The sequence below is a fragment of the Paraburkholderia sp. RL17-337-BIB-A genome, from assembly GCF_046025895.1.
In the GTDB taxonomy this organism is placed as follows: domain Bacteria; phylum Pseudomonadota; class Gammaproteobacteria; order Burkholderiales; family Burkholderiaceae; genus Paraburkholderia; species Paraburkholderia fungorum_C.
This window is the reverse complement of record NZ_JARESY010000001.1, coordinates 1,329,822-1,347,011: the sequence shown is the minus strand read 5'-3', so window position 1 is coordinate 1,347,011 and position 17,190 is coordinate 1,329,822. Positions and strand designations below refer to the sequence as shown.

The following is a 17,190-nucleotide window of genomic DNA, read 5'->3' as shown; positions in this document are numbered from 1 at the left end:
ACGTAGCGGTCCTTGCGGCCGTTGCGCTGCTCGATGCACAGCGTCATGCGCTGACTGTCGTCGTCGCCGACCTTCAGCGCCACCACTTCACTGGCACGCACTCCGGCACCGAAGGCGACTGACAGCGCGGACTGATGCTTCAGGTGGCCAGTTGCCGTGATCGTCCGGGCCACTTCGTCCAGGCTGAGCACGACCGGTAACGTGCGGGGCATTCGCACCGGCTGCATCCGCGCCATCAGGTCGGGCTCGTGAAGCGTGATCTCCGAGAAGAAAACTTCATTGCCGATGAGCGGACCTGTCAGTTGCGCTTACAACCATTCTGATCAACTTGCAGTTGCGGGTGCAAACGATCCAAGAAGGTTGTTCGGCCTAGTGCTAGTGGGAGGCTAGCCGCTGACACTGTGGGGTACAACGTGGGTACAAATTATGGAAACGCGCCAGAAATAGAAAAAGGCCTTACAAGCATTGCTTGTAAGGCCTTGATTTCTTTGGTCGGGGCGAGAGGATTTGAACCTCCGACCACCTGCACCCCATGCAGGTACGCTACCAGGCTGCGCTACGCCCCGAACAGCTAAAAATTATAACAGACACTTCAATCGATTAGAACTGCCCTACGCTAACAAAGCAAACTAGTGACCCAACAAATCGATCACATGCAGTAATTCCTTGCGCAACTGCTCCACATCTACCGCAGCCACTGCTGCTGGCGCCGCTGCGCCCTCGCCTTCTTCGACCACCTCAGCCGGCGCACCGTGCGCGCCACCGCCATGCGAATCAAGCCGATTACGCGCTCCGTTGATCGTGAAGCCCTGCTCATACAGCAACTCACGAATCCGCCGGATCAACAGCACCTCATGATGCTGGTAGTACCGGCGATTGCCGCGCCGCTTGACAGGCCTCAACTGCGTGAACTCCTGTTCCCAATAGCGCAGCACGTGCGGTTTCACGCCGCATAGTTCGCTGACCTCACCAATCGTGAAGTAGCGCTTCGCCGGAATCGGAGGCAAGACGACTTTTTCGATCGTCGCTGTCATCGTCAGTTAGCCGTCGTGGTGGGTTGCGCAGGAACGCGCCAATCGATCAGCGCGCGAAGCTCGCTTCAGCGCCGCTCTCGACCAGCGCTTTCAGCTTTTGACTTGCATGGAACGTCACAACGCGGCGCGCGGCAATCGGAATCGCCTCGCCGGTCTTCGGGTTTCTGCCGGGACGCTGGGGTTTGTCGCGCAACTGAAAGTTGCCGAACCCCGACAGCTTCACGCTATCGCCACTCTCCAGCGCATCACGGATCACCTCGAAGAACGCTTCGACCATGTCTTTCGCTTCCCGCTTGTTGAGCCCGACATTGTCGAACAGCAACTCGGCAAGTTCAGCCTTGGTCAGCGTCGGCGTTTCGGTGGAAACGGCCGCGGGTGATGTCGGAATTTCGCGAATCATGGCGCTGCGTTGCGCCGTAAGAAGGGCTTCGAAATCACTCGAGTTCATTTCATTCATATCTATCAAATGGCGCGCCAAGCAGAAACGGAGGTTGCAAAAAAATGCCGTGCGAATGTTAAATGCGGGTTATCCACGCAACCGTGCGCCATATACTCGAGCCAGACGTTCCACCAGAGTTTGAATGGCCAGATCGACCGTTTCGTCCTGAAGGGTCCCGCCAGTATCTTGCAAGGTCACACGGAACGCAAGGCTTTTCTCGTGAGCACCCAGACCACCGGAAGTGTTTGATTTTGGACGGAATTCGTCGAAAAGCGCAACCTTCTGGACAGTCTTGCAAGCCTCTTCGGACTGCGCCTTCCGGAGCTCGTCCAGCAGCGCCTGCGCCTCGATTTTCTGATCGACGACCACCGCAATATCGCGACGCACCGGCGGGAATCTGGACACATCCGACGGAATCGGCAATACGCGCTGCATTAATGCTTTCGCTTCGATTTCAAACAGAATAGGCGCATGCGGCAAATCATATTTTTGCATCCAGCGCGGATGCAATTCGCCAATCCAGCCCACTGCGCGGTCATTCAGTTCAATACGCGCGCTGCGGCCTGGATGCAAAGCCGGATGCTCCGCTTTCACGAAGCGTGCCACGGCCGGCGCGAGCACGGCTTCGATGTCGCCCTTCACGTCGTAGTAGTCGACTGCGCGCGTCGGTGCGCCCCACTGCTCTTCGAGCGCGGGACCGTAAGCGAGGCCGCCGATCATCTTCGGCTGGGCGAAACCTTCGACCGTCAGCTCGCCGGCCTTGATCGACGGGTCGTGCAGAAATACGCGGCCGGCTTCGAACACGCGCACGCGGTCAGCCGCGCGACGGTTCAGGTTGGTACGCAGCACGTTGATCAGGCTGCCGAACAGCGTGGTGCGCATCACCGACAACTGGCTTGCAATCGGATTCAGCAGACGTACCGGCTTGTCGTTGCCGGCGAAGTCCTGCTCCCACTCGGCGTCGACGAAACTGAAGTTGACCGTTTCCGCGTAATCGCGCGCGGCGAGCGCGTGACGAATCACGTGAATCGAGCGCTGCGTTTCGTTGGTCGGCAGCATTTCGCTGGTCGCGACCGGCGGACGTGCGGGGATCTTCTCGAAACCGTAGATACGCGCGACCTCTTCGATCAGATCTTCTTCGATTTCGATATCGAAGCGGTACGACGGCGGCATCACCGAGAACGTATCGCCGTCGCGTTCGAACGTGAGGCCGAGGCGCGTGAAGATCTGCGCGATTTCGTCCGCCTCGATCTTGATGCCGATAATGCGGTTCGCGCGCGAGACCCGCATCTTCACCGGCTCGCGCTGCGGTACGTTGACGATCTGATCGTCGACCGGGCCGGCTTCGCCGCCGCAGATATCAAGGATCAATTGCGTGATGCGTTCGATGTGTTCGACGGTGGTCGCGTAATCGACGCCGCGTTCGAAACGATGACCCGCGTCGGTCGAGAAGTTGTATTTGCGCGAGCGGCCGCGAATGCTATCGGGCCACCAGAACGCGGCTTCGAGATAGATGTTGGTAGTGTCGAGCGTGACGGCCGTGCTGTCGCCACCCATGATGCCAGCGAGGCTTTCGATGTGTTGTTCATCGGCGATCACGCCGACGGTTTCATCGAGTTCGACGGTGTTGCCGTTCAGCAGCTTGAGCGTTTCGCCCTTGCGGCCCCAACGCACATCCATGCCGCCATGGATCTTGTCCAGATCGAACACGTGCGACGGACGGCCCAGTTCAAGCATCACATAGTTCGAGATATCGACGAGCGCGGAAATGCTGCGCTGACCCGAACGCTCCAGACGCTGCACCATCCATTGCGGCGACTTCGCGCGCGCATTCACGCCGCGAATCACACGACCCGAAAAACGGCCACACAGATCGGGCGCCGAAATTTTTACGGGCAACGTTTCGTTGAGCTTCACTTCGACCGGTTTGATCTCAAGCGGACGCAGCGACGCTCCGGTGATGGCCGACGTCTCGCGCGCCACGCCGAACACCGACAGGCAGTCCGCCTTGTTCGGCGTCAGCTTGATTTCGAAAACCGTGTCGTCGAGATTGAGCGTTTCGCGGATGTCCTGGCCGATCGGCGTATCTTCCGGCAGGATCATCAGGCCGCTATGATCTTCCGAGAGCTTCAGTTCGCGTGCCGAGCACAGCATGCCCTGACTTTCCACGCCGCGCAGCTTCGAGAGCTTGATCGCGAACGGCGTGCCGCCCTCTTCGGCCGGCGGCAGTTGCGCGCCAACCAACGCGACCGGCACCTTGATGCCCGGCGCGACATTCGGCGCACCGCACACGATGTTCAGCGTCGCGCCCGTGCCGGCGTTCACCTGACACACGTTGAGCTTATCTGCGTCCGGGTGCTTGACGACCTCCAGCACCTGGCCGACGACGATCTTCGAGGTCGGCGGCGCGGCCGGCCGCAGGTCTTCGACTTCGAGACCCGCCATCGTCAACGCGTGCGACAGCTCATCGGTCGTCAGTTGCGGATCGACAAAGGTTCTCAGCCAGGATTCCGGGAATTGCATGGTTCTGTGTACGTTCTGATCAGGTTGGGTCCATGTCCGGCAGGCGGCCCATTGATTCACTGGGCACTGCCGGGGACGCTGCTGGCGGCACGCACTGCGTGCGGTGCCGCGCTCTATGCTTGTCGCGTTCGTACGCGCCAGTTCACGCGAATTGACGCAGGAAACGCAGGTCGTTTTCGAAGAACAGACGCAGGTCTTGCACGCCGTAACGCAACATCGTGAGCCGCTCGAGGCCGCTGCCGAAAGCAAAGCCGATGTAGCGCTCGGGGTCGAGGCCCATGTTGCGGATCACCGTGGGGTGAACCTGGCCAGAACCCGAAATTTCGAGCCACTTGCCGGCGTTCTTGCCCGTTTCGAACAGCATGTCGATTTCAGCCGACGGTTCGGTGAACGGAAAGTACGACGGTCGAAAGCGCACGAGAATGTCGTCGCGTTCGAAGAATTTCTTGAGGAAGTCGGTATAGACACCCTTCAGATCCGCGAAGCTGATGTTCTCGTCGATCCACAGCCCTTCAACCTGGTTGAACATGGGCGAGTGGGTCGCGTCGCTGTCCACACGATATGTGCGGCCCGGCACGATCACCTTGATCGGCGGCGTGTTGGTGCGCGCGTAACGCACCTGCATCGGGCTCGTGTGCGTGCGCAGCAGCAGTTGACGGCCGTCGGCATCTTTGCCGTCGACGTAGAAGGTGTCCTGCATCGAACGCGCCGGATGGTTTTCCGGGCTGTTCAGCGAGGTGAAGTTGTACCAGTCGGTTTCGATCTCGGGGCCGTCGGCCACGTCGAATCCGATCGTACGGAAAATCTGTTCGACGCGCTCCCATGTGCGCATCACCGGATGCAGGCTACCTGCACCGGTGCCGCGGCCGGGCAGCGTGACGTCGATGGCTTCAGCGGCGAGGCGCTGGTTCAGCAACGCGTCGGCCAGCGCCTGACGGCGGGCCGTCAGCGCGGCTTCTACTTGTTGCTTGACGAAGTTGATCCGTGCGCCTTCGGTCTTGCGCGTTTCGGGATCGAGTTTGCCAAGGCCCTTCAATAGCTCGGTCAGCGCCCCCGATTTGCCGAGAAAGCGGGCTTTCTCGTTCTCGAGGGTAGTGACGTCGGAGGCTTCTGCGAAGGCTTTTTGCGCGTCGGCGACAATCTGGTCCAGATCCATTGATCCCATCATTTCAACGTCAGTGTTCTATCGAAGCAAAACTGGTTCTACCAACAAAAACGGGGCTCGGTGAGGAGCCCCGTTTTTGCTGCAGCGTCACCGAGACTACCGGATGTTCGCTGCAACGAACCACGCAGTTTAATTGCCCAAAGCGCAATCAGGCTGCAACGGCGGCTTTCACCTGCTGAACGATCGCAGCAAAAGCAGCCTTGTCGAACACAGCCATGTCGGCCAGCACCTTGCGGTCGAGTTCGATCGAAGCCTTCTTCAGGCCGTTGATGAACACGCTGTACGTCATGTCGTGCTGGCGCACCGCCGCGTTGATACGCGTGATCCACAATGCACGGAACACACGTTTCTTGTTGCGGCGATCGCGGTAGGCGTATTGGCCTGCGCGCATGACCGCCTGCTTGGCGATGCGATAGACGTTATTGCGACGGCCGCGGTAACCCTTGGCCAGCTTGATGATCTTCTTGTGACGGGCCCGTGCGGTAACCCCACGTTTTACTCGAGGCATATCTTGCTCCTATGAGTTTCGGTTAAGGGTTAAGCGAACGGCAGCATTGCGCGCACGGAGTTCATATCTGACTCATGAACTGACGTGGAACCGCGCAAATGGCGTTTGTTCTTGGTGGTCTTCTTGGTAAGAATGTGGCGCTTGAAGGCTTGACCGCGCTTGACGGTACCGCCCGGACGCACCACGAAGCGCTTTGCAGCACTCTTCTTGGTCTTCATCTTCGGCATGACAACTCCATTATTAGATGGATATGGGTGTGCGGTCGGCCAGATGGCCATTACCCGCCCTTCGAAACCCATTCCACTTGGTATGCAGACCGCCGATACCGCCGGCAGCCGCTTTTCAGGAGCGGCAACATTTGCACATGCGCCGTTCCGAAACCTACCGATGCGGCGCCGGACACCCGGCACAGCATCGTTCAATCTTTCACAACCGGAACGCGCACCACACGGCGCGCCGCCGTTCCAATTGCTTACTTCTTTTTCTTCGGCGCGAGCACCATGATCATCTGGCGCCCTTCCATTTTCGGCATCTGCTCGACCTGACCGACTTCGTCGAGGTCCGTGCGCAGGCGCTCGAGCATGCGCATACCGATTTCCTGGTGGGCCATTTCGCGGCCACGGAAACGCAACGTGATTTTCGTCTTGTCGCCGTCGTCGAGGAAGCGGATGAGGTTGCGCAGCTTGACGTTGTAATCGCCGTCATCGGTGCCCGGGCGGAATTTGACTTCCTTGACCTGGACAATCTTCTGCTTCAGCTTGGCCTCGTGTTGCTTCTTCGCTTCCGAGTACTTGAACTTGCCGTAATCCATCAGACGGCAGACCGGCGGAACCGCTTGCGGAGCGATTTCGACCAGATCCACATCTTGCTGTTCCGACATGCGGAACGCATCAGCGAGTTTCACGATGCCGAGCGGTTCGTTCTCGACGCCGACCAGACGCACCTCGGGTGCTGTAATTTCACCGTTGATGCGGTGCGCAGACTTATCAGTAGCGATGTTACGTTTCCTCTAAAAATTAAAAAAACGAGCCGGGCTGCCAAGTGGCTCAGTTGAACGACTGCACGTCCTGGCGCAGACGCTCAATGAAGGTATCGAGAGGCATCACGCCCAGATCGACACCACCACGGGCACGCACGGCTACCGTTTGGGCTTCACGCTCTTTGTCGCCGACCACAAGCAGGTACGGCACCTTCTCCAGCGTGTGCTCGCGTATTTTATAGCTAATCTTCTCGTTGCGCAAATCAGCCTCTACTCTAACCCCTTGTTTTTGCAACGATTGGGCTAGGGACTGTGCATATTCGGCCTGACTTTCCGCGATATTCATCACCACAACCTGCATGGGCGCGAGCCACGGCGGCATTGCACCAGCATGGTGCTCGATCAGAATACCGAGAAAGCGCTCCATTGATCCGACGATTGCCCGGTGCAGCATGATCGGGCGGCGACGGCTATTGTCTTCGGCGACGTATTCGGCGCCGAGGCGCTCCGGCAGCACCATATCGAGCTGCAACGTACCGCATTGCCACGAGCGGCCAAGCGCGTCCTTGATATGGTATTCGACCTTCGGCCCGTAGAACGCGCCCTCGCCCGGCAACTCTTCCCACGTCACGCCGCAAGCCGTCAGCGCCTCGCGCAGGCCCTGCTCCGCGCGGTCCCACGTCTCGTCCGTACCGGCGCGCGCGTCCGGGCGCAGCGAGAGCTTGATCTCGACGCTGTCAAAGCCGAAATCTTTGTACACGCTCATCGCCAGCGTGTTGAACGCGATCGACTCGCTGATGAACTGGTCTTCGGTACAGAAAATGTGGGCGTCGTCCTGCACGAAACCACGCACGCGCATCAGGCCATGCAGCGCGCCCGACGACTCATTGCGGTGGCACGAGCCGAATTCCGCATAACGCAGCGGCAGATCGCGGTACGAACGCAGACCGTGGTTGAACACCTGCACGTGACCCGGGCAGTTCATCGGCTTGATCGCGTAATCACGCTTTTCCGACTCGGTCGTGAACATGTTTTCACGATAGTTCTGCCAGTGGCCCGACGCTTCCCAGAGCGAACGGTCCATGATCATCGGCGTCTTGATTTCAAGGTAGCCGGCGTCGTTCACGCGGCGGCGCATGTACTGCTCAACCTGCTGCCACAGCGTCCAGCCACGCGGATGCCAGAACACCATGCCCGGCGACTCGTCCTGCATATGGAACAGATCCAGTTGCTTGCCGAGCTTGCGGTGGTCGCGCTTTTCAGCCTCTTCGAGCATGTGCAGATACGCGTCCTGGTCTTCCTTCTTCGTCCAGGCCGTACCGTAGATACGCTGCAACTGCTCGTTCTTCGAGTCGCCGCGCCAATAGGCGCCGGCCAGCTTCATCAACTTGAAGACCTTCAGCTTGCCGGTGGACGGCACGTGCGGGCCGCGGCACAGATCAGTGAAGCCGCCGTGCGAGTAAAGCTTGATTTCGTCGCTGACAGGAATGGATTCGATGATCTCGGCTTTGTACTTTTCGCCGATGCTCTTGAAGTAGTCCACCGCTTCGTCGCGCGACACCACGCGCCGCGAGACCGGCTCGTCTTTCTTCGCGAGTTCCTGCATGCGCTTTTCGATCTTCTCGAGATCTTCGGGCGTGAAGGGACGGCTGTAGGCGAAGTCGTAGTAAAAGCCGTTGTCGATCACCGGGCCGATCGTGACTTGCGCTTCCGGGAACAGATCCTTCACCGCGTAGGCGAGCAAATGCGCCGTGGAGTGACGAATGATATCGAGACCGTCGGCGTCTTTATCCGTGACGATAGCGAGCGCCACGTCATGATCGAGCAGCGTGGAGGTATCGACGAGCTCACCGTCGATCTTGCCGCCGAGCGCAGCCTTCGCGAGGCCGGGGCCGATCGAGGCGGCCACTTCGGCGACGGTCACCGGATGCTCGTACTGTCGAACAGAACCGTCAGGCAGACGTATCGAAACCATTGCGTTCTCCGTGGTGCCGACCGACGGCGGCACATACAACCATCAAATAAGCCAAAAAAAATGCGGCCCCGCTTTCGAGGGGCCGCATTCACATTTCCTGCAAACTACATTGGCGAAAGTGGTCCTCGACTAGCGTCGCTCCGAAGTAGTTTCGGCCAACGTTCGCGGTGTCATACCCTACTCACCTTTTGCGCCGAGGCGCTTGCTGCAGTTTGCGAAACCCCGGTCAAACCGGAATTTCTCTTTCGTTGGTAGGCTCGATTGGACTCGAACCAACGACCCCCACCATGTCAAGGTGGTGCTCTAACCAGCTGAGCTACGAGCCTGAAGAAACGAGATTATATGGAGCCCCACACCGCTTGGCAAGTACTTTTATGCACCGACTTTAAATTCCCACGCACGCGCTCGCGCGCTTTGAACGAATGCCCGCTGGCACCCGCCACCTCGTCCGTGCGTCAACTTTTTCGCGAAGCGCGCATCACGCCTGCTACTTCACCGAGCAACGTACACGCGCGCTGAATTTGCGCGGCATTCGATACCTCGACAGTGAACTGCATGAACGCGGCGTTACGACGCGATTGCGTCTTCACGCCGATCACATTCATTTTCTCGCGCGCGAAAACTTCGGAGATATCGCGCAACAGGCCCTGCCTATCTGTCGCCTCGATGCTGAGGTCGACGGGATAGACCGATTGCCCGCGACCGCTCATGACATCTGCCGACCATGCGGTTTGCAGCACACGCTCCGGCGCGCGATCGGCCATGCGCAGGAAGGTCGGGCAATCGCTGCGATGGATCGACATGCCCTTGCCGCGCGTGACAAACCCGCAGATATCGTCGGGCGGTGCGGGACGGCAACAACGCGCGAGTTGCGTGAGCAACGCGTCGACGCCGACCACCAGCACACCCGTGGAAGCCCCGCGTGCAACGCTCGCGCCACTGCTGCGCTTCTCGAACTGCTCAGGCGCTTCGACGACAGGCTCGGGCGGCGGCGCATCGTGCAGCGCCTGCTCGACGAGCCGCAGACTGAATTCTTCCTTGCCGACCACCGAGAACAGATCGTCGGTAGTCTTGAAGCCGAGCTTCGCGGCGAGCTGATCGAGATTGACCGAGGTCTTGCCTTCGCGCTGCAAGGTCTTTTCGACCATCGCCCGGCCGCTTGCAATGTGCTCCTGCACTTCGACCGCGTTGAACCACGCGCGCACTTTCTGGCGCGCCCGATGGCTCTGCAGATATCCAAGCTGCGGGTTGAGCCAATCCCGCGACGGACCACCCTCCTTGACCGCAACGATCTCGACCGTCTGGCCGTTCTGCAGTTGTGTGTTGAGCGGCACCATCGCGCCGTCGACACGCGAGCCACGGCAGCGATGCCCCAGCTCGCTATGCAGGTGATACGCGAAGTCCACCGGTGTCGCGCCGTGCGGCAGCGGAATCACGCGCGCTTGCGGCGTGAGCACGTAGATGTGGTCGTCGTCGAGCGTGGCCTGGCGCAGTTGCTCCCACGGCTGCGCCGCGCGTTTCTCGCCGTGCTCGCCTTCCGAAACTTCATCTTTCCACGCGAGCAGCTGACGCAGCCACGCGATCTTCTCGTCGTACTTCTCATTGGCGCTGAACTGCCCGCCGTAACCCCGCGTGCCCGCTTCCTTGTAGCGCCAGTGCGCCGCCACGCCGTACTCGGCGAACTGATGCATTTCCTGCGTGCGGATCTGCACTTCGAATGCGCGGCCGTCGTCGCCGATCACGACCGTGTGCAGCGATTTATAGCCGTTCGGCTTCGGCCGCGAGATGTAGTCGTCGAACTCTTTCGGCACCGGCTGCCACAGGTTGTGCACGATGCCGAGCACCGTGTAGCAATCCTTGATGTCCGGCACGATGACGCGAAACGCACGCACGTCGTACAGTTCGGCGAAGTCCAGCTCCTTGCCGCGCATCTTGCGCCAGATGCTGTAGATGTGTTTGGGCCGGCCGCTGACTTCGGCCTGGACATGCGCCGCGGCCAGCTCGCGCTGCAGGCGCTCGATCGCCTGCGCAACATAACTCTCGCGCTCGACGCGCTTCTCGTCGAGCAGCTTGGCGATGCGCTTGTAGGTGACCGGCTCTTCGAAACGGAGCGCGAGATCCTCGAGCTCCCATTTCAGTTGCCAGATGCCCAGACGGTTCGCGAGCGGCGCGTAGATATCGAGCGTCTCACGCGCGACGTCGGGCGACGGCGTGACTTTCGCCGCCGCGTAATAACGCAACGATTGCAAGCGCGACGCGAGCCGGATCAACACCACCCGAATATCCTGCGCGAACGCAAGCAGCATCTTGCGCAGCGCCTCGACCTGGGCGCGGCGTGCGGCTTGTGCGTCACGCCCGGCTTCGGGAATCGCATTCTGCGCGGCACGCAAACTCACGGTGCCCAAGCGCAGCAACTTGCGCACGTCGCCGACCAGTTGCGCGACTTCTTCGCCGAAGTTGTCGGCGATCACACGCTCCGGGTCTCGCAGATGCGGCGTCAACGCGAACAAGGCCGCCGCCAGCACAGCAGGCGGATCGACGTTGAGCGTGCGCATGATCGACGCCGTACCCGCCGCATGATCCGCCAGCAACTCGCCGGATGAGAGCCGTACCTCGCCCGCATGTTCGCGCACGAACGCCATCGCTTCGTCGAAGGAAGGCAGGGGTGTCGGCGTGCTCGTAACGATTTCGGTAGTCATGGTGCGACGGCCCACCGGGCCAGACGGATCAATGGAATTTCAACAACAACTGCGAGCCAGCCTTAATCGCGCTGCGCAGCGACTACAACGATCTCGACGAGGCACTTCGGGTTCGCGAGCCTGGCTTCCACGGTAGCGCGCGGCGGCGTGGCGCCTTGTGCGACCCACTCGTCCCACACGGCATTCATACCGGCGAAATGCACCATGTCCGAGATGTAGATCTGCACGGACAGCAACTGCGACTTGTCGCTGTTCACTTCACCCAGCAAACGGTCGATGTGGCCGAGCACTTCGCGCGTTTGACCCGTGATGTCCTGGTCCGCGTCTTCAGCAATCTGACCGGCGAGGTACACGGTGCCGTTGTGCACGGCGATTTCCGAGAGGCGCTTGCCGACGTGGTGACGAATGACTGCCATGAAGAATCCTGAGGTTGGTTGAAAATTGATCGAAGATGCGTCCCGCATTGCGTCCGCTCGCCCAAGGCTCAAGGCTCACGGACGCTGCGCGGAACCCGATATTATGACGCGTCAGCGGCCGGCCCGATAAAGAACTGCCTCGCGAGGTCGATCTGATCGGTCGACAGAAACGCCGGCGCATGCCCCACGCCCGCGATTTCCGCGCTCGATACGGCGCGCCCGCTCTCGACCATCCTGGCGACGGTCTCACGAGAAAGCAGATCCGACTGCTCACCGCGCACCACCAGCACAGGCCCCTGAAACGCAGCCAGCGACTGCCATAGCGCAGCCTCGCCGAGTTTGGCCGCCTCTTCGGTGGTCGCGGCAAACGGCACGGCGATCCGCGGGTCATAGCGGAACAGCCATTCGCCGCCTTGCTGGTGCAAAAGCGGCGTATTGATCTCGCGCCACTCCTCTGGCGTGAGCGGGCCGAAAGTTTGCGCGAGCAAGGCGGCGTAATCGATGCCTTGCTGCAGCGTTTCGAAACGCACGGGCTTGCCTAGGTAATCGGCGATGCGCTGCACGGCCGCCGGTTCCAGATGCGGCCCGACGTCGTTCAGCAGCAGCTTGCGAATCGGCGTTTCCGGCAGGCCGGCCAGCGCGAGTCCAATCAGGCCGCCCATCGAGGTGCCGAACCAGTCGACCGTTTCGACGTTCAGGCGTGCGATCAGCGTGATCATGTCGGCGACGTATTGCGGCACGCCGTAGAAGTTGGGGTTGCCGAGCCACGAAGACAAGCCCCGCCCCGCCACATCCGGACACACCACGCGGTACGTGCCGGCGAATTCCGCCGCAAGCCGGTCGAAATCGCGCCCTGAGCGCGTCAAGCCGTGCACGCACAGCAGCACACGCGGATTGGCCGGATCACCCCACTCGGTGTATGCGATCCGGTGCAGGCCACCGGCGCTCGCGCACTGCACATAACGTTGGCGCGGCGCGGACCGCTCGGCGGTGGAAGCGGACGTTTCGGTCATCTGGGCTCCTTGCAAAAAGCGCTGCGGGCTCGGCGCAGACCAAGCGGTGGGAAATGAACGTCGAATCTTCAAACGATTGTAAACCGCTTTGCCTCGCAGCAAGGATCGGCCAAACGGCCTAAGACTGACCAGGATGCTCTCGACATGCCCCGAGGTGAAAGCCCCGGCGCAGGCGCCCGGATGCAGGTAGCGCAAAACGGCATACGTGATCGTCACAACGGCCGGTCAGCGTTGCGTCGATACCGGGCCCAGCAACGGATAGACGGCACCAAACAAAACGGGCGAGACTCACGCCTCGCCCGCTTACAACCCGCTTCAACCCGCTTCGCAAGCCGCCCGTGATTCACAGGCAACTTGCGTTACCGCCCGCCGGGCGCCGGTCACATGGACCGAGACGGCCGGCTCATCCAATCACTCAGCTCACCGCGCTGACATCCAGCGGTGCGCCGGTCTTCGCCTTGATTTCCTCGACGCTGACGCCCGGGGCCAGTTCAGTCAGCTTCAGACCGTCTTCCGTCACCTCGATCACGCCGAGATCGGTGATGATCTGATCCACCACGCCCACGCCCGTCAGCGGCAGCGTGCATTCTTCGAGGATCTTGTGCTGATCGCCCTTCGCGACGTGCTCCATCAGCACGACCACGCGCTTGACGCCCGCCACCAGATCCATCGCGCCGCCCATGCCCTTGATCATCTTGCCGGGGATCATCCAGTTGGCCAGGTCGCCCTTCTTGCTGATCTGCATTGCGCCCAGAATCGCCAGGTTGATGTGGCCGCCGCGAATCATCGCGAACGAATCCGCCGACGAAAAAATCGATGACCCCGGCAACGTGGTCACCGTCTGCTTGCCGGCGTTGATCAGGTCGGCATCCACTTCTTCCTCGGTCGGCGACGGGCCTATGCCGAGCAGGCCGTTCTCCGACTGCAGCCACACTTCGACGCCCGCCGGCACGTGGTTCGCCACCAGCGTCGGCAAGCCGATGCCGAGGTTCACGTAGAAACCGTCCTGCAATTCCTTTGCCGCGCGTGCGGCCATTTCGTCACGAGTCCATGCCATGATCAGTCTCCTTTCGCGCGGACGATGCGTTGTTCAATGCGTTTTTCCGGATTCGCATTGAGCACAATGCGCTGCACGAAAATGCCCGGCGTATGGATCGCATCCGGATCGAGTTCGCCCACTTCAACGATTTCCTCGACCTCGGCGACCGTGATCTTGCCGGCCATCGCGCACATCGGGTTGAAGTTGCGCGCCGTGCGGCGATAGATCAGGTTGCCCGATTTGTCGGCCTTCCATGCCTTGACCAAAGCAACGTCGGCCGTCAGCGAGTGTTCGAGCACGTAGTGGTTCTCGCCGAACTGGCGGGTTTCCTTGCCCTCGGCAATCAGCGTGCCGTAGCCGGTGTTCGTGAAGAACGCCGGAATGCCCGAACCGCCGGCGCGCAGCTTCTCGGCGAGCGTGCCTTGCGGCGTGAATTCGAGTTCGAGTTCGCCGGCCAGATACTGGCGCTCGAACTCCTTGTTCTCGCCCACGTATGACGAAATCATCTTCTTGACCTGGCGCGTTTCGAGCAACAGACCGAGGCCGAAACCGTCGACGCCCGCATTGTTGCTGATGCAGGTGATGCCCTGCACCTTCGAATCGCGCAGCGCCGCGATCAGCGCCTCGGGAATGCCGCACAGCCCGAAGCCGCCGACGGCAAACGTCTGCCCGTCCTTGACGATGTCTTTCAGCGCCTCGGCGGCGCCTGGATAGACCTTGTTCATCAGTATGTCCCTTCCTTTATGGAAACCCTAAACCGGTACGCCGGCCGCCGGTACGCCGGCCGCCGGATCGTTGCGACTTCGATATGGCGCACAGCGGGCGAATGCCCGACACGTCATTCTAGTCATCCGCGGCCGGCCCTGCGCTCAGCTTACCCTGCATGGCGCCGATGCCTGCCGCCGACGCTTCGCCGCGTTGTCATGTGCCCGAAAGAGTACGCTGCGCGCGCCATGCGGCACAATACGCAAAAATACATAAGTACTTGCCGCCAACCCATGCCTGCACTGGATTACCAAACCGCGTTTCACCTCGCCCCGATCGGACTCGTGTTGTCGCGCGAACGGATCATCGAAGACTGCAACGACGAATTGGCGTCGATATTCGGCTGCACGCGCGAGGCGCTGCTCGGCCAGTCGTTCCAGGTCCTGTATCCGTCGACGGACGAATTCGAGCGCATCGGCACGCGAATTCCGCCGATCATGACCGCGCAGGGCAGCTATGCGGACGACCGGATCATGAAGCGGGCCAACGGGGAACTATTCTGGTGCCACGTGACGGGCCGCGCGCAGCAACGCGCCGACCCGCACGCAGCCGGTGTATGGACCTTTGAGGACTTGAGCGCGACGCGCCGCGTAGCGGTCGAATTGACGCCGCGCGAGCGGGAAATCGCCGCGCAGCTGGTAACGGGCAAAACCAGCAAGCAGATCGGGCGCGCGCTGGATATCAGTTCGCGCACGGTCGATGTCTACCGCGCGCGGCTGATGCGCAAGTACGATACGGGGAACGCGACCGAACTGTTGCAACGCTTGCTCGGGCATTGAGGGCTGGGATTGGGGGTGCCGGCTCGGTGAGGGACCGGCCTCGATGCATGAAGTACCGGCTCGGTGAGGGTCCGGCCTCGATGCATGAAGTGCCGGCTCGGTGAGGGTCCGGCCTGATGCGTGAGGACGACGTACGAGGCAGGAGGCATCAGGCAGCCCGCAACGAACCTGAAGAAGGCTTCCAGGTTCGACTGCATTCAGGGGCCAGGCTTCGAATATGCCGGTCACAGCCATTGTTCACCGTGGCTACCGCCAGGTCGTTGCAGGAGGCTGACGCTCAAGCCGCCTTGACCAGCGCGGCACCCTCGATGGTCGCGCGCAACAAATCCGGAACCGGCACTGACTTGCCCGCGGCGTAGTCGATCCACACACAGCGCGCGGCGCCGCGTGCATACACGGTGGTCGGATCGTCGGCGCGCACGAGTTCGAAGCCGGTGTCAAAGCTGCTGCGCCCGGGCGTCGCCACGGACATCCTGCCGATCACATCGCCGGGATAGTGCAACTGCTTGAGAAATTCCATCGACGCGTTGACGATCACCGGCCCCTGCCCGTCGGCGTTGCTGCCGACGAGGCCCAGTTGTTCGAACCAGGAAATCCGCACCTGCTCCATGTAGCGGAAATAGACCGTGTTGTTCACATGGCCGAATGCGTCCATGTCGCCCCAGCGGATCGGCATCGACATCTCGAAAACTGCATGAAAATGGCTCATCGTACTTCTTTAACGGATTGAAATCAGGTTGAAGCCGGCACGCGGGCCGGCGCAGAAATGACCAACAAAATAACGCAGGCCTTCCGTCAGCAGAAGGCCTGCGCGTGTAAAACAGTTTTTCTTCGACTGTGTGCCAATCCGCGGCGCCGGACGTGCGCTGCCGCGTTTCGGCTACACGCAAGACGCCGACGCCGGGCGAGGCGGCGCTAACAAGAAGGCGCCACAGCTTCCCGACGGCGGCGCAAAAGTCGCGTCACGCCCTCCAACCGAGGTCGAATGCGGCCCCGAGCGGCCCAACGAGCGTTCAGGCCAGCCCGAACCCGTCGTCGGCAGCAATCACCGAGCCGTTGATGAACTGCGATTCGTCGGCCGCCAGCAGCAGCAACAGTCCGTCCAGATCCTCCGGCGTGCCCACCCGATGACGCGGCAGCAACGACACCAGCTTCTGCCCCTGCTCGGTCGACCAGTGATGATGATTGATCTCAGTATCGATATAGCCCGGGCAAATGGCGTTCACGTTGATGCCGTGCTTGCCCCACTCCAGCGCCATGGCCTTGGTCATATGGACGACCGCGGCCTTGCTCATCGAGTACAGGCCGATCTGCGGCAGCACGCGCAAACCCGCCATCGACGCGATGTTGATGATCCGGTACGACGGCTTCTGCGCATTGTTGCCGCGCATGATCATGCGCTTGGCGACTTCCTGGGCGACGAAGAAGGCGCCGCGCGTGTTAGTGTCGAACACATATTCGAAGTCCGCCGGCGTGACTTCCGAGAGCTTCTGCGTGGTCGACACGCCTGAATTGTTCACCAGAATGTCGATCGTGCCCGCCTCGGTTTCCGCGTGGGCGACGGCTGATTTGATGCTCTGATAGTCCGTGACGTCGAGCGAGACAACATGCGCCGCGCCGCCGGAGGCTTCGATCTCGGCACGCAGCTCCTTCAGACGCTCGGTGCGGCGGCTTGCCAGCACGACCTTCGCGCCCGCCTGCGACAATACCTGAGCAAAGCGCTTTCCCAACCCGCTCGAGGCGCCCGTGATCAGCGCGACCTTGCCTTCCAGATTGATCGAACGGCCCATTGTCGTTCCCTTGTTCGGTTATTGTTACAGACGCAGTTGACAGGTGCGGTAAGCCCGTCACTACGG

General features: G+C 61.0%; 16 protein-coding genes, 2 tRNA genes and 1 pseudogene. 1 reads left to right on the top strand and 18 read right to left on the bottom strand.

Annotation, left to right across the window (positions count from 1 at the left end):
• Nucleotides 1-2: 2 nt before the first annotated feature.
• The 16 genes and pseudogenes from P0D84_RS06295 to P0D84_RS06220 all read right to left on the bottom strand — a co-directional run.
• Nucleotides 3-272, bottom strand: a pseudogene (locus tag P0D84_RS06295) (site-specific integrase); the annotation flags it as partial.
• A gap of 217 nt (nt 273-489) precedes the next feature.
• Nucleotides 490-566 (bottom strand) — tRNA-Pro (locus P0D84_RS06290).
• 63 nt (nt 567-629) lie between these two features.
• The gene (locus tag P0D84_RS06285) at nt 630-1,034 is read right to left on the bottom strand and encodes a MerR family transcriptional regulator (RefSeq protein ID WP_408333655.1); all 405 of its coding nucleotides are present in this window, start codon (nt 1,032-1,034) and stop codon (nt 630-632) included.
• Nucleotides 1,035-1,080: 46 nt separating this feature from the next.
• Entirely contained in the window at nt 1,081-1,491 is a 411-nt protein-coding gene (locus P0D84_RS06280; RefSeq protein ID WP_408333652.1) for an integration host factor subunit alpha, read from the bottom strand.
• Nucleotides 1,492-1,560: 69 nt separating this feature from the next.
• Entirely contained in the window at nt 1,561-3,996 is a 2,436-nt protein-coding gene (gene pheT, locus P0D84_RS06275) for a phenylalanine--tRNA ligase subunit beta (protein ID WP_408333649.1), read from the bottom strand.
• Between the two features lie 142 nt (nt 3,997-4,138).
• Complete coding sequence (gene pheS, locus P0D84_RS06270; protein WP_408333646.1) at nt 4,139-5,152, bottom strand: phenylalanine--tRNA ligase subunit alpha; 1,014 nt, start codon at nt 5,150-5,152, stop codon at nt 4,139-4,141.
• A gap of 157 nt (nt 5,153-5,309) precedes the next feature.
• The gene (gene rplT / locus P0D84_RS06265; protein WP_006052502.1) at nt 5,310-5,669 is read right to left on the bottom strand and encodes a 50S ribosomal protein L20; all 360 of its coding nucleotides are present in this window, start codon (nt 5,667-5,669) and stop codon (nt 5,310-5,312) included.
• A 29-nt stretch (nt 5,670-5,698) separates the two neighbouring features.
• Nucleotides 5,699-5,896 carry a 50S ribosomal protein L35 gene (rpmI, locus tag P0D84_RS06260; protein WP_074282768.1) on the bottom strand — a complete coding sequence of 66 codons (198 nt, stop codon included), beginning with the start codon at nt 5,894-5,896 and terminating at the stop codon, nt 5,699-5,701.
• Nucleotides 5,897-6,141: 245 nt separating this feature from the next.
• Complete coding sequence (gene infC, locus P0D84_RS06255) at nt 6,142-6,666, bottom strand: translation initiation factor IF-3 (RefSeq protein ID WP_074263967.1); 525 nt, start codon at nt 6,664-6,666, stop codon at nt 6,142-6,144.
• A gap of 49 nt (nt 6,667-6,715) precedes the next feature.
• Complete coding sequence (gene thrS, locus P0D84_RS06250) at nt 6,716-8,623, bottom strand: threonine--tRNA ligase (protein WP_408333643.1); 1,908 nt, start codon at nt 8,621-8,623, stop codon at nt 6,716-6,718.
• Between the two features lie 249 nt (nt 8,624-8,872).
• Nucleotides 8,873-8,949: transfer RNA gene (locus tag P0D84_RS06245), tRNA-Val, on the bottom strand.
• A gap of 129 nt (nt 8,950-9,078) precedes the next feature.
• Entirely contained in the window at nt 9,079-11,322 is a 2,244-nt protein-coding gene (locus P0D84_RS06240) for a RelA/SpoT family protein (RefSeq protein WP_408333641.1), read from the bottom strand.
• A 62-nt stretch (nt 11,323-11,384) separates the two neighbouring features.
• Entirely contained in the window at nt 11,385-11,738 is a 354-nt protein-coding gene (locus P0D84_RS06235; RefSeq protein WP_408333638.1) for a RidA family protein, read from the bottom strand.
• Nucleotides 11,739-11,839: 101 nt separating this feature from the next.
• Complete coding sequence (locus P0D84_RS06230) at nt 11,840-12,751, bottom strand: alpha/beta fold hydrolase (protein WP_408333635.1); 912 nt, start codon at nt 12,749-12,751, stop codon at nt 11,840-11,842.
• Between the two features lie 415 nt (nt 12,752-13,166).
• Nucleotides 13,167-13,808, bottom strand: a complete 642-nt coding sequence (locus tag P0D84_RS06225) for a CoA transferase subunit B (RefSeq protein WP_074282763.1) — start codon at nt 13,806-13,808, stop codon at nt 13,167-13,169.
• Nucleotides 13,809-13,810: 2 nt separating this feature from the next.
• Entirely contained in the window at nt 13,811-14,515 is a 705-nt protein-coding gene (locus P0D84_RS06220) for a CoA transferase subunit A (protein WP_054040428.1), read from the bottom strand.
• 273 nt (nt 14,516-14,788) lie between these two features.
• Between P0D84_RS06220 and P0D84_RS06215 the strand changes: the two genes are divergently transcribed.
• The gene (locus tag P0D84_RS06215; RefSeq protein ID WP_408333630.1) at nt 14,789-15,334 is read left to right on the top strand and encodes a LuxR C-terminal-related transcriptional regulator; all 546 of its coding nucleotides are present in this window, start codon (nt 14,789-14,791) and stop codon (nt 15,332-15,334) included.
• A gap of 277 nt (nt 15,335-15,611) precedes the next feature.
• On the opposite strand, the gene P0D84_RS06210 is transcribed toward P0D84_RS06215, so the two are convergent.
• Nucleotides 15,612-16,043, bottom strand: a complete 432-nt coding sequence (locus tag P0D84_RS06210; protein ID WP_408333627.1) for an acyl-CoA thioesterase — start codon at nt 16,041-16,043, stop codon at nt 15,612-15,614.
• 304 nt (nt 16,044-16,347) lie between these two features.
• On the bottom strand, nt 16,348-17,124 hold the full coding sequence (locus tag P0D84_RS06205; RefSeq protein WP_408333624.1) for an SDR family oxidoreductase: 777 nt from the start codon (nt 17,122-17,124) through the stop codon (nt 16,348-16,350).
• Nucleotides 17,125-17,190 lie beyond the last annotated feature (66 nt).